The 12421-nt window shown below is 72.1% G+C and carries 13 protein-coding genes; 5 read left to right on the top strand and 8 right to left on the bottom strand.

Going from position 1 to position 12421, the window contains the following annotated elements; genetic code table 11:
• Positions 1-18 precede the first annotated feature (18 nt).
• Both IT072_RS08955 and IT072_RS08960 read right to left on the bottom strand, forming a co-directional pair.
• On the bottom strand, positions 19-870 hold the full coding sequence (locus IT072_RS08955) for an ABC transporter substrate-binding protein (protein ID WP_223360613.1): 852 nt from the start codon (positions 868-870) through the stop codon (positions 19-21).
• A 105-nt stretch (positions 871-975) separates the two neighbouring features.
• Complete coding sequence (locus tag IT072_RS08960) at positions 976-1470, bottom strand: MarR family winged helix-turn-helix transcriptional regulator (protein ID WP_223360614.1); 495 nt, start codon at positions 1468-1470, stop codon at positions 976-978.
• Positions 1471-1510: 40 nt separating this feature from the next.
• Between IT072_RS08960 and IT072_RS08965 the strand changes: the two genes are divergently transcribed.
• Complete coding sequence (locus IT072_RS08965) at positions 1511-2449, top strand: DMT family transporter (RefSeq protein ID WP_223360615.1); 939 nt, start codon at positions 1511-1513, stop codon at positions 2447-2449.
• On the opposite strand, the gene IT072_RS08970 is transcribed toward IT072_RS08965, so the two are convergent.
• Entirely contained in the window at positions 2359-3327 is a 969-nt protein-coding gene (locus IT072_RS08970; RefSeq protein ID WP_223360616.1) for a Dyp-type peroxidase, read from the bottom strand. The two genes, IT072_RS08965 and IT072_RS08970, sit on opposite strands and share 91 nt — an antisense overlap.
• Positions 3328-3638: 311 nt before the next feature.
• On the opposite strand from IT072_RS08970, the gene IT072_RS08975 reads away from it, so the two are divergent.
• Both IT072_RS08975 and IT072_RS21310 read left to right on the top strand, forming a co-directional pair.
• On the top strand, positions 3639-4970 hold the full coding sequence (locus tag IT072_RS08975; RefSeq protein WP_223360933.1) for a quaternary amine ABC transporter ATP-binding protein: 1332 nt from the start codon (positions 3639-3641) through the stop codon (positions 4968-4970).
• The gene (locus tag IT072_RS21310) at positions 4967-6682 is read left to right on the top strand and encodes an ABC transporter permease/substrate binding protein (protein ID WP_327058945.1); all 1716 of its coding nucleotides are present in this window, start codon (positions 4967-4969) and stop codon (positions 6680-6682) included. The genes IT072_RS08975 and IT072_RS21310 overlap by 4 nt, the downstream gene beginning before the upstream one ends.
• Here the strand turns inward: IT072_RS21310 and IT072_RS08990 are convergent.
• The gene (locus IT072_RS08990) at positions 6672-7961 is read right to left on the bottom strand and encodes an alpha/beta fold hydrolase (RefSeq protein ID WP_223360617.1); all 1290 of its coding nucleotides are present in this window, start codon (positions 7959-7961) and stop codon (positions 6672-6674) included. The two genes, IT072_RS21310 and IT072_RS08990, sit on opposite strands and share 11 nt — an antisense overlap.
• A gap of 47 nt (positions 7962-8008) precedes the next feature.
• Here IT072_RS08990 and IT072_RS08995 point away from each other — a divergent pair, with 47 nt between their 5' ends.
• Positions 8009-8881 carry a metal-dependent hydrolase gene (locus tag IT072_RS08995; RefSeq protein ID WP_223360618.1) on the top strand — a complete coding sequence of 291 codons (873 nt, stop codon included), beginning with the start codon at positions 8009-8011 and terminating at the stop codon, positions 8879-8881.
• A 19-nt stretch (positions 8882-8900) separates the two neighbouring features.
• Here IT072_RS08995 and IT072_RS09000 read toward each other — a convergent pair whose 3' ends face one another.
• Positions 8901-9662, bottom strand: coding sequence for a nuclease-related domain-containing protein (locus IT072_RS09000; protein ID WP_223360619.1), 762 nt, complete (start codon positions 9660-9662; stop codon positions 8901-8903).
• Between the two features lie 64 nt (positions 9663-9726).
• A complete protein-coding gene (locus IT072_RS09005) occupies positions 9727-9918 on the bottom strand; it encodes a hypothetical protein (protein WP_223360620.1) in 192 nt (63 codons plus the stop codon).
• Positions 9919-9999: 81 nt separating this feature from the next.
• Here IT072_RS09005 and IT072_RS09010 point away from each other — a divergent pair, with 81 nt between their 5' ends.
• Entirely contained in the window at positions 10000-10263 is a 264-nt protein-coding gene (locus tag IT072_RS09010; RefSeq protein ID WP_223360621.1) for a hypothetical protein, read from the top strand.
• A gap of 29 nt (positions 10264-10292) precedes the next feature.
• Here the strand turns inward: IT072_RS09010 and IT072_RS09015 are convergent, their stop codons facing one another.
• Together IT072_RS09015 and IT072_RS09020 are read right to left on the bottom strand one after the other, a co-directional pair.
• Positions 10293-11693 (bottom strand): cryptochrome/photolyase family protein, encoded by a 1401-nt coding sequence (locus tag IT072_RS09015; RefSeq protein WP_223360622.1) that lies wholly within the window; start codon positions 11691-11693, stop codon positions 10293-10295.
• Positions 11690-12328 (bottom strand): MBL fold metallo-hydrolase, encoded by a 639-nt coding sequence (locus IT072_RS09020; RefSeq protein ID WP_223360623.1) that lies wholly within the window; start codon positions 12326-12328, stop codon positions 11690-11692. The genes IT072_RS09015 and IT072_RS09020 overlap by 4 nt, the downstream gene beginning before the upstream one ends.
• Between the last annotated feature and the right edge of the window lie 93 nt (positions 12329-12421).

Genomic DNA, 12421 nt, shown 5'->3' on the forward strand with positions numbered 1-12421 from the left:
GTGGAAGGCTAGCGTGCGCTACTTCAGGACGGGGGCGTCGCCGTCCGAGGCGAGCCACTTCTCTGCGAGCTTGTCCAGTGTCCCGTCGGCGCGGAGCGCGTCCACCGCGGCGCTGACCTTCGTCGTGAGCGCGCTGCCCTTCGGCAGGACGAGGCCGAACTGATCGCCCTGCTGGCCCTCGACCTTGGGCAGCTGACCGACGATCTTGCCGCCGGTCAGCTCCGCATCGCGCAGATAGAAGGCGGTGGGCAGGTCGACGACGATGGCGTCGACCTGCTTGTTCTCCAGCGCGAGCTTGGCGTCGTCGTTGGAGTTGAAGGCCTGCACCCCGCCGCTGGGGGCGATCTCCTTCTCGGCGGCGGCGAAGCTCGTCGTCCCGGTCTGCGCGCCGATCGCGAGCGACTTCAGGTCGGCGAGCGAGGTCGCCTTGGCCGCCGGCGACGCGTCGGTGGTCACGACCACCTGGGTGGTCTCGTAGTACGGCGACGAGAAGTCGACCGCCTTCTTGCGCTCGTCGGTGATGGAGAACTGCTGCAGGTTGAAGTCGAAGTCCTTCGGGCCCGGCGCGATGGCCTGGTCGAAGGTGGTGCGCACCCAGGTCACGTCGCCCTTCGCGAAGCCGAGCTTCTCGGCGACCGCATAGGCGACGGCGGCCTCGAAGCCCTTGCCCGACTCGGGCTTGTCGTCCAGGACCCACGGGGCGTAGGCGGGCTCGGCCGTTCCGATGGTCAGCTTGCCTGCGGTGACGTACCCGGCGTCGGCGGCGGTGCTCGACGTGCCCGAGCCCGAGCCGGACGAGCAGGCGGTGAGAGCGAGGGCGGCTGCGGCGACGGCGGCGGCCGCGACGACGAGACGGCGCGTGCGGGACATGGCATCCTCCGGTGAGGTCGGGTGGTGGGGGACCCCCAGCCTTCCGCACTCCCGTCGGGCCGGGCAACTTTCGGTCGCCGTATTACAGACGCGGCCGCGTTGCGGTCACGGCTCCAGGCGGGCGAGCCAGGTCGTGAGGATGCGTTCCAGGGTGGCCGCGTCATCCGCGGACAGCTCGTCGAGCAGGCGACGCTCGTTGGCCATGTGGGCCGCGAACGCGGCGTCGATGGTCTCGCGCCCGAGCGGGGTGAGAGCGACGACCCGACCGCGGCCGTCGCCGACGGCGGTGCGGCGCGCCACGAGGCCGGCGCGTTCGAGCCGGTCGAGGCGCTTGGTCATCCCGCCGGTGGTGATCATGGTGTGCGCGGCCAGATCGCCGGGAGTCCGCTCGAACGGCGCGCCCGCCCGGCGCAGCGCGGCCAGCACGTCGAAGTCGCCCTCGCCGAGCCCGTGCTGCGCATACACCGCGGTCAGCTCGTCGGTGAGCCGGGACGCGACACGGTGCAGCCGTCCGATGACGCCCTGCGGCGCCACGTCGACATCGGGCCGCTCGCGGCGCCACTCGTCCTGGATGCGCGCGACGTGATCGGGATGTTCCATGCCCGCCACAATACCTTCCCGGGAAGCTAAACTAACTTCCATGGAAGCTAATTCGTCGCCGTCGTCCGCTCGCTGGGGCTGGATCGCGCTCACCGCCGTCGCCCCGGTCGCGTGGGGCTCCACCTACGTGGTCACCCGCGCCGTCCTCCCGGACGAGCCGCTCTGGGGCGCGGTGCTGCGGGCGCTGCCTGCCGGGCTCCTGCTGCTGCTCGTGAAGCGGCGGCTGCCGCGCGGAGCGTGGTGGTGGCGCTCCGCGGTGCTGGGGCTGCTCACCTCGGGCGGCTTCTTCGCGCTCGTGTACGCGGTGGCGCATCTCCTGCCCTCCGGAGTCGCGGCCACCGTGATGGCGGCCTCGCCGCTCGCCATGATGGCGCTGGCATGGCTGATCCTGGGGCAGCGTCCGCGCCTGCTCGCCCTCGCCGGCGGCATCTCCGGGGCCGTCGGCGTCGCGGTCATGCTGCTGGGCGCCGCCGAGGGCGTCGATCCGCTCGGCGTGGTCGCCGCCGTCGCGGCGATGCTCCTGTCGTCCGTCGGCTACGTGCTGGCGACGCGATGGGAGGGGGAGGTGGACGTCTTCTCGGCGACCTCGTGGCAGCTCATCGCGGGCGGGCTCCTCATGCTTCCGCCCGCGCTCGTGCTCGAGGGCGCGCCCCCGGCGCTGGACGGGCCGGCGATCGCGGGCTTCGCCTATGTGACGGTCGTCGCGACGGCCGTCGCGTTCCTCGCCTGGTTCGCGGGCCTGCGTCACCTGGGACCCGCGACCGTCGGCCTGATCGGCCTGCTCAACCCGGTGGCGGGAGTCCTGCTCGGTGCGGTCGTCGCGGGGGAGACACTGACCGGCCGCCAGCTGCTCGGTCTGGCGATCGTGCTCGCCGGCATCGGCGTCGGTCAGTCGGCCAGGGCCTCCAGGAAGCCACGGGTCGGGGCGAAGAAGGCCGTGCCGGTGACCGCCGTCGAGAAGTCCAGGATGCGGTCGTAGCCTCCGGCCGGGTCGCCCACGAACATCCGCTCGAGCATCCGCTCGATCACCCACAGCGCGCGCGAATACCCGATGAAGTAGGTGCCGAACTCGCCCTGCCCCGGTCGCCCGAACGGCATGTTGTCACGCAGGATGTCGTGCTCGACGCCGTCCTCACCCGTGATGGTGGCCAGCGTCTTGTGGGCTTTGCGGCCGTGCTCCACGTCGTCGAGCTCGACGTTCTCGAGTTTGGTGCGGCCGATCACCGCCTCCTGCTCTGCGACGCTCAGCGCGTTCCATGCGCCGAGGTCGTGCAGGTACTTCTGCACGACGACGTAGCTGCCTCCCGCGTGCACCGGATCCTCGTCGCCGACGATCGCCGCCGAGCCGAGCTCGGAGCCGGTCGGGTTGGCCGTGCCGTCGACGAAGCCGAGCAGGTCGCGGGAGTCGAAGTAGCGGAAGCCGGTGACCTCGTCGACCACCGTCACGGCCTCGCCCAGTGCACCGAGCAGCAGGCGCTCGAACTCGAACGTGAAATCGCCGCGCTCCGCCCGGATGTGGAACAGCAGGTCGCCGGGCGTCGACACGGCCGTGTGCGCGCTGCCGCGGACCTCCCGGAACGCGTGCAGCTCCCGCGGTGCCGCGGCGTCGGTGAGGCGCGGCCACAGGGCCGAGCCGATCGCGACGTTGCACGACAGATGCGCGTTCAGATCGCGGAAACCGACCGTCTTCACCAGGCCGGCGAGATCCCCGAGCACGTCCTTCACGGTGGCGGCGGCCTCCGGTGTCCCGTCCACCGTCACAACCAGGAAGATCGCGGCCCGCGAGAGCGGGGCGTCCACGCTCTGGGGTTCGATCGGGACGCGCTGCCAGGGGTGATCCGCGGTCGTTTCGGCCATGGTGACCACTTTGCCGTATCACGAGGGCGTCGCGGAAGCGATTTGGCATCCGACCCGTGATGGCTGATACCGTCGAAGGCGCCCCGGTGTGCTCCGACAGCACGGAACGGGGCCGTGAACCCAGCCCGCGACCCGGGTGCGCGGCCGTCACCAGCGGCCCGCCCGGAGCGTACGGTCGGCTGGGCGTGGGCGCACCCCGATGGTCGCGCCGGCGGCGGTCGTTCGCGCGGAGAGTCCGCGCTCGAGCGGCCCGGATGCCGCAGCACGCCCACCACCCGGGCGCAACCACCGGCCGACATCGTGCCCGTGCGATGCGTGCCTGCGGAGAACAAGTGAGCGAGTCCGTCGCCGTCGAGGCGAAGAACATCTACAAGGTATTCGGGCGCAAGCCCCAGGAGGCGGTCCGCCGGCTCCGGGAGGGCGCATCCCGGCAGGAGGTCTCGGGTCTTGGGACGGCCGCCGTGATCGATGCGGGGCTGACCGTGCAGCGCGGCGAGATCTTCGTCGTCATGGGTCTCTCCGGCTCCGGCAAGTCGACCCTCATCCGGCTGCTGAACGGCCTCCTGGAGCCCACCGCCGGCGAGGTGTCGGTGATGGGGACGACGATCACCGGGTTGACCGGCAAGCGGCTGCGGGAGGTGCGCCAGCGGCACATCTCCATGGTCTTCCAGCACTTCGCGCTGCTGCCGCACCGCACGGTGCTCGACAACATCGCGTACGGCCTGGAGGTCAAGGGCTCCCCGAGCGCGGAACGCCGCGCCCGCGCCGAACAGGTGCTCGAGCTGGTCGGTCTCGCAGGCTGGGGCGACAAGCTCCCGAGCGAGCTCTCCGGCGGCATGCAGCAGCGCGTCGGCCTGGGCCGGGCGCTCGCGGCCGACACCGACGTCCTGCTCATGGACGAGGCGTTCTCCGCCCTCGACCCGCTCATCCGCCGCGAGATGCAGGAGCAGCTGCTGGAGCTGCAGAGCTCCCTCGGCAAGACGATCGTCTTCATCACGCACGACCTCAACGAGGCCATGTTCCTGGGCGACCGGATCGCGGTGATGCGCGACGGCCGCATCGTGCAGACCGGGACGCCGGAGGAGATCCTCACCGATCCCGCGAACGACTACGTCGCCAGCTTCGTGCAGGACGTCGACCGCGCCCGCGTGCTCACCGCCGCGAGCGTGATGGAGCCCGCCCGTGCGCTGGTGACCGTGGCGGGCGGTCCGCGCGCCGCCATGCGCACGATGCGCGACCTCCAGACCTCGGCCGCCTTCGTCGTGGGGCAGGGTCGTGCCCTGCTCGGCGCGGTGCGCGACCGCGACGTGATGCGCCAGGTGCGCGACGGCCGCAGCGACCTCCGCGAAGTGATCCGCGAGGAGATCGCGTCCGTCGACCGCGACGAGGTGCTGAGCGAGCTCGTCGAGCCCTCCGTCGGCAGCGACCTGCCGCTCGCCGTGGTGGACGGCAAGCAGCGGCTGCTCGGCGTCATCCCGCGCGTGACCCTGCTCGCCGCCCTCGGCAACGTGTCCAGCGACACGACGGAGATCCCCGTCGTCGTCGAGCCGCCCGCGACCGTGCCCGTCGACGCGATGACCCTCGCCCTGCAGGAGTCCGCGGGCGACGAACCGTCCGCCCGCGGTGAGGAGGTGCGCGCGTGAACGGCGTCCGGCTCCCCCTCGGCGAGTGGGCCTCCCACGCCGTCGACTTCGTGACCACGACCCTCGGCGGTTTCTTCGATGTCGTCCGGATGGTCTTCACCGGCCTCTACGACGGCATGGACTGGCTGCTCCAGGCCCCGCCGTTCTGGGGCATCATCCTCATCTTCGCCGTGCTGGCCGTGTGGCTGCGCGGCTGGGTCTTCGGTGCGGGGACCGTCGTCGGCCTCCTCGTGATCGCGAGCGTCGACCAGTGGTCGAACGCGATGGACACCCTCGCCCTCGTCCTCGTCTCCGCCGCGATCGCGATCGCGATCAGCGTGCCACTCGGCATCCTCGCCGCCCGGTCGAAGACCGCGTCCGCGATCATCCGCCCGATCCTCGACTTCATGCAGACGATGCCGGCCTTCGTCTACCTGATCCCGGCGCTCATCCTCTTCCGCGTCGGCGTCGTGCCGGGCATGGTCGCGACCATCGTGTTCGCGATGGCCCCGGGCGTCCGCCTCACCGAGCTGGGCATCCGCGGCGTCGACAAGGAGCTGGTGGAGGCCGGCCGCGCGTTCGGCTCTCCGCCGCGCCGCATCCTGCGACAGATCCAGCTGCCGCTGGCCATGCCGTCCATCCTGGCGGGCGTCAACCAGGTGATCATGCTCTCGCTCTCGATGGTCGTCATCGCCGGCATGGTCGGCGCGGGCGGCCTGGGCCGCGACATCGTCCAGGCGCTCAGCCGGGTGGATGTGGGCCTCGGCTTCGAGGCCGGGGTGTCGGTCGTGATCCTGGCGATCGTCCTCGACCGTCTGACCGCCTCGGTCGGCCGCGCGCGCCTGCGCATGCCGAAGCGTGCCCTGGCCGTGCTCGGCGCGGCGGTGCTCGTCGCCGTCGGCGGGACCGCGGTCACCGCGGCCTCCACCGCGAGCGGCGGCGACAAGGGCACCATCACGGTCGCCGTGTTCAACGGCTGGCCGGAGGGAGAGGCCGCCTCCTACCTGTGGAAGCACGTGCTCGAGAAGAAGGGCTACACCGTCGACTTCGAGTACGCCGACGCCGGCCCCGCCTTCGCCGGGCTCTCGACCGGGGACTACGACGTGGCGTTCGACGGCTGGCTGCCGACGACGCACGAGGCCTACATGAAGAAGTACGGTTCCAAGCTCACCGACCTCGGCGCCTGGAACGACGAGGCCAAGCTGACCATCGCGGTCAACAAGGACGCTCCGATCGACTCGCTCGACGAGCTCGCCGCCCACTCGGCGGACTTCGGCAACAGGCTCGTCGGCATCGAGCCGGGCGCCGGCCTGACCCAGGCGACGCAGGACAAGGTGATCCCGGAGTACGGGCTCGGCTCGATGGACTTCGTCACGTCCTCCACCCCCGCAATGCTCGCCGAGCTGACCGCCGCGATGAAGAAGGGCGACGACGTGGCCGTGACGCTGTGGCGTCCGCACTGGGCGTACGACGAGTTCGACCTCAAGGATCTGAAGGATCCCAAGGGTGCGCTCGGCGACGCGGAGTCCATCCACTCCATCGGCAGCAAGGACTTCTCGACGAAGTTCCCCGAGGTCGCCGGATGGGTGAAGGGCTTCACGCTCGACTCGGACCTGCTCTACTCGCTCGAGAACGCGATGTTCAACAGCGGCGCGGAGTCGTCCGCGTACGACCGCATCGTCTCGTCGTGGATGGACGAGCACGCCGACTACGTGGCGACGCTCACTCCGTAGCGGCCGCGGCCGTGGCGCTCGACGACGTGCCGCTCACTCCGACGGAGTGCAGCCAGTCGAAGAGCGACCGCAGCGAGCGCAGCGCGACGGTGGCGTGCGTGGCGCCGGGGATCCGGTCGTACGTCACCGTCGTGCCCGCGTCGCGCTCGGTCCGCACGAACGCGTCGGTCGAGGTCGGCCGCACGAGCCTGTCGTCCTCGCCCTGCGCGACGAAGAGCGGCATCGTCAGTGCCGTCGCGCCCGGCGTGTTCTGGGCGAGCAGACCCGACCACGGCTCGGTGGTCTCCGGATCGTCCGTCAGGAACCGCCCCACGAGTGGCTGGGCGATCGTGTGCAGCTCCTTGTTCTGCGAGAGCAGGCACAGGTCGTTCATCGCGGGCAGCGCGGTGATGGCATGCGGGGTCAGGATGCTCGCGAGCGGCTCGTCGTAGACCGACGCGTAGGCCTGGAACGCGTAGGAGCCGATCGTGACGCCGGAGACGTCACCGATGTCGGCGCGCAGCAGGGACGCGAGGTCGGTCGCGGGTGCGGCGGCCGCCGCCGCCTGCACGTCGAGCTCGGGAGCGTAGCCGTGTGCGAGCTGGGCGGCGAACAGCACGGCCTGGCCGCCCTGGGAGTGACCCCACAGCACGACGCGCTGGCTGCCGTCGCGGCCGAGGACGGTCCGGGCCGCCCGGGCGGCGTCGAGGACGTTGCGGCCCTCCGTCCCGCCGACCAGATAGGAGTCGGGGCCGGCCGTCCCCATCCCGGTGTAGTCCGTGTAGACGACCGCGTAGCCGCGGTTCAGGAAGTCGGTCAGCCCCTCGACGCTGTCATACGGGTCGTCGGAGCGCGATGGCGCGCACTTCTCCGCGGCGCCGGTGGTCGGATGCCCCCAGGAGACGATCGTGCGCCCGCCCGCCGGCGCGGGGGAGCCGGGGGCCACCAGCAGACCCGAGTCGACGACCGGGCGGCCGTCGAGATCGGTCGAGTGGAACAGGATGCGGTAGGCGACGCCTCCGGGAGGGGCTCCGACCGCCGGCGACGTGCGGATGAGGTCCCCGGGTGATCCGGCGGGCAGCGGCTCCGGCTGCTCGTAGAAGGAGGAGATGAACGGCGACGACTCGGCGTCGTCCTGGAGCCGCGCCTCCTGGACCGGGGTGCAGGCGGTGAGCAGCACGACCACGGCGACCGCGCCGAGCGCGACCGTCGCGCGAGGCCGTCGTACGCGCGACGCGTGCGTTCGCGCGCGCTCGGCGCGCCTGCCGCCACGCGTCTGCGCGGTCGTTCGCCTGCCCACGGCGTCAGCCTAGCGGTCCGCCCGGGCGCGGCCCGTACGCTGGGGGGATGACCCTCCCGCGTACCGACACCGTCGTCACCTACCCCGCCGGCGACGTCTCATCCACCGGCACCGTCGTGCACATCGAGCCCCGTGCGGACGGACGCACCGCCGTCGTGCTGGACCGGACCGCCTTCCATGCCGTCGATCCGGTGTGGCCGGACCAGCCGGCCGACATCGGCACGATCACCGTCGGGGGCCGTGCCCGGGCCGTGGTCGACGCCGTCGTCGGGGCGACCGACGGTGAGACGCTTCACGTCGGCGACGCGCCCGTGCGGACCGGCACCGCAGGATGGTCGTTCGTCGTCTGCCACCTGGTCGACGACGCCGACGGCATCGAGCCGGGTGCGTCGGCGACCGTCGAGGTCGAACCCGGCCTGCGTCGTGCCCTGTCGGCCGGCCACACGGCCTGCCACCTCGCCTCCCTCGCCCTCAACGACGCTCTCGCGCCGCTGTGGACGAAGGAGGTGCCCGGTGACGGACGCGGTCGCCCCGATTTCGACCGCCTCGCGATCACCTCCTCCCGCATCCTGCCCGACGGCTCGCGCGACGAGTACCGCATCGGCAAGAGCCTGCGGAAGAAGGGGTTCCCCGCCGCCGAACTGCCTGGCCGGCTCGACGAGATCGCCGCGGCGGCGAACGCGCTGCTCGCGGAGTGGGTGGCGTCAGGCGCAGCGGTCGCGATCACGCGCGAGGGCGACGGGCTCGGCGACCGGCGCCTGTGGACGTGCGCGCTGCCCGGCGGGACCGCGGCCATCCCGTGCGGCGGCACCCATCTCGCATCCCTGGGCGAGCTCACGGCCGTCGAGGTCGTCCTCGAGGCCGCGGAGGCCGACGGCGCCCTCACGGTCGTCATGCGGACGTCCGCGCACTCGGCCTGAGGTCCGGGCCGCGGCGGCGTCAGCGCGGGACGAACGGGAGGACGGCGGCGAACAGGGCGAGCCCCGCTGCGACAGCCCAGCCTGCGCGCACCAGGCGGGCGCTGCGGACCTCGCTCTCGATGCGGGCGAAACGGTCGGCGACATCCGCCGGCTGCCCGGCCGTCCGCCAGGTGCCCGGCTCGTCCACGAGCCGGGTGACGGCGTCCACGGCGGCCGCGTCGGTCACGGGCGGACGCCGGGTGAGCCAGCTCACGAGCTCCTCGCCGCGCACGACCTCCACCGATCGCGGGCGCTGGCGGATGCGCAGCTCCTTCGCCCCGACGACCGCGACGACGGCGCGCACGGGCGCCTGGATCCCCGCGGTCGCCAGTAGGCCGCGCACGCGCGAGGCCTCCAGGTCGGCGTTCCGCAGGGAGGGCGCTGTGGCGCCGTTCACCCGCATGGATCGTTGCGCGACCCACACCCGCGCGCCGCGGTGGTGGGTGGTGTCGATGACGAAGACGCCCGCCGGTCCGACCACCAGATGGTCGAGATCCGCGTCGCCCGACCCGACGGGCAGCGCGTGGAACACGCGCCACCCGTCGGGAAGGCGAGCGAGGCGAGCGCCGATCTCGCGCTCGCCGAGGGCGCCGACGAACCAGGGGACCGTCTCGTCCGCCAGCGGGGTCACCCCGAGGGCGCGGGCGAACGGCGTCCGCGGCGGGGCCGCGTCGTGCAGGCGCACGACCTGCGCCATGACCGCCGCCCCGGGTGCCCGGTCGCTCATCCGTCCGCTGTCCATCGCGTCACGGTATCGGGCGGCGGCCCGGGTCCGCAGTCCCCTGTCCGGGCCGCTCCGGGGCGGCCTACCCCTGGTCGGGGGAGCCGTGTTGCGGCTCCGCGTGCTGGCCGGGCAGGCGTTCCTCCAGCGAGTCGTTGCGTTCCGCCACCGTCTCGAGCTGGTCTTCGCGGGTCTCTCCGAGGTCGGCCACGGCCTCCTGGAGGTCGTCGGCGGTCTTGGTGCCGTCGGCCGTGGGCTGTTCGTCACGATCGGTCATGCCGTGCACGGTACTCGCGGTCGGCTCGAGCCTCGTCCGGCCCTCGCCTGAATCTCGCGCTGCGGGAGTAGCATGCGGCCCATGAGCCGCATCGAAACCGGGATCGTCTCCTACACCGTCTCCGGCGACTACTTCGCCCGTGTCGGCGCCGACTTCGACGCGGAGGCGGTCGACGACGCCATCCTCGCCGAGCTGAACCGCCTCCTGCCGCGCGGCGTCGTGGTGGAGCGCAGCGGGCGCGTGCTGGCCGAGGAGGCGCAGGCCGAGGAGGCCAGGAACCTCGACTGGACCGCCCTCCTCGGCAGCATCGACGTCGACCAGATCCTCGCCGATCACGCGCGCTGACGGTCGGCGCCGACGGGCGGCGCTCACGGTCAGCGGGCCTTCTTGACCACGTCGAACGCAGCGAGGGCGGCCCGGCGCGTCTCGGCGAGATCGACGATCGGCTCCGGGTAGTCGCCGGTGTCCCACTCCGGAACCCAGCGGCGCACGTAGTCACCGTGCGGGTCGAACTTGGTGCGCTGCAGTTCGGGATTGAAGACGCGGAAGTATGGAGCGGCGTCCGCCCCGCTGCCGGCGACCCACTGCCAGTTGAACGGATTGTTGGCCGCATCGGCGTCGACCAGCGTGTCCCAGAACCACTGCTCGCCCCGCCTCCAATCGACCAGGAGGTTCTTGACGAGGAACGACGCGACCACCATGCGCACGCGGTTGTGCATGATCCCGGTCGTCCACAGTTCCCGCATCCCCGCGTCCACGAGAGGAATGCCGGTGCGACCCTGGTGCCAGGCCCGTAATGCCGCAGGATGCAACCGGGGCCAGGGGAAGGAGTCGTACTCGCGATGGATGTTGACGGTCGCCAGGTCGGGGTGCTCGTAGAGGGTGTGGTGCGCGAACTCGCGCCAGCCCAGTTCGCTCACGAAGGCGCTCGCGCCGGCCGCGTTGGTCCGGTCGCGGGCCTCTGCCGTCGCGTGCCACACCTCATGCGGGCTCAGTTCGCCCCAGCGCAGGCGGGGGGAGAGCCGGGAGGTCGCGGCGACGCCCGGGGTGTCGCGATCGTCGCGATAGCGGGCGACGTCCTCGTCCAAGAACTCGACGAGCCGCCGCCGCGCCGCCTTCTCGCCGGGCTCCCAGGCCTCGCGCAGGCCGCCCGCCCAGTCGGGGGCGGTCGGCAGAAGACCCAGATCGTCGAGGGCGTCCCCGTCGACGGGCGAGGCGCGCCGCAGCTCTCGGGGCGCGGGCAGCGGTTTGCGCGGCGGGGGCGCGGCCAGGCAGGCGCGCCAGAACGGCGTGTAGACGGAGAACGGCGTCCCGGATCCGGTGCGGATCGTCCACGGCTCGAACAGCAGGTTCGCGGCGAAGCTGGTCGCCTCCATCCCTGCCGCGCGCGCGGCGGACTTGATCGCCTCGTCGATGCGCCGCTCTGCGCCGCCGTACCGACGGTTCCAGAACACGGCGGCGGCGCCCGCCTCGCGCAGCACGTCGGCGACCACGCGCTGGGCCGGACCGCGCCGGATGATCAGCGGGGTGCCGTGCTGTCCGAGGTCGTCGGCCAGCGCGGCGAGCGAGTGGTGCAGCCACCAGCGCGCTGCCCCGCCCAGCGGGCGGATCCCCGCGGACTCCTCATCGAAGACGAACAGGCAGAGCACCGGGCGGCCGGAGTCGGCGGCCGCCCGCAGGGCCGGGTTGTCGGCGACGCGCAGATCGTCCCGGAACCAGACGACGGCGGGCGCGTCCGCCGTCCCGGCTCCGCCGCCGGATCGGCCCGCACTCACAGGTCGAGGGAGTCGCCGGGTTCGAGCGCGAAGTGCTTTCCGCCGTTCTGCTCGGTGGCCCACCCGATGCGCGCGTTCGAGAGATCCTTGCCCGCCCGGGAGAGGACCATCTCGTGAACCGCGAAGCTGCGCTTGGGCTTCACGGCGAGCACGTAGTCCATGACCTCGGCGACCTTCATCCACGGCGCTCCGGCGGGCGCGGCGAGCATATCGACCTCGACGCCGTCGGGGATCGTGAACGAGTCGCCCGCGTAGTAGAGCTCGTCGTTGATGAGCACGCCCACGTTGTCGACGGTCGGGATGCTGGAGTGGATCACGGCATGCACCCCGCCGAAGAAGCGCAGCGAGAACGGTCCGGCCTCGACGGTTTCGCCGGCGTGTACGACGGTCACGTCGAAGTCCGCCGCCGCCCGCGCGACACCCTCGGGCGCGAAGATCCGCGCGTCCGGGCTCAGGTCGAGCACGCGCTTCAGCTGCTCCGGCGTCCAGTGGTCGGCGTGCTCGTGGGTGATCACCACGGCCACGGTGTTCGCCGCGTCGGTCACGGGCGTCGTGAAGCTGCCCGGATCGACGAACAGCTTCTTCCCCGAATCCTCGAGGAGCAACGCGGCGTGTTCGAACTTCGTGAGTCTCATTCCCCCAGGAAATACCGAACGGCCGACCGGTGCAAGCCGACGGAGGGGGACCGGCTCCGAATGCGCGGGAGGGGCTGGCGGAATATACCCGGT

This window comes from Leifsonia sp. ZF2019 (assembly GCF_019924635.1).
Lineage (GTDB): Bacteria > Actinomycetota > Actinomycetes > Actinomycetales > Microbacteriaceae > Leifsonia.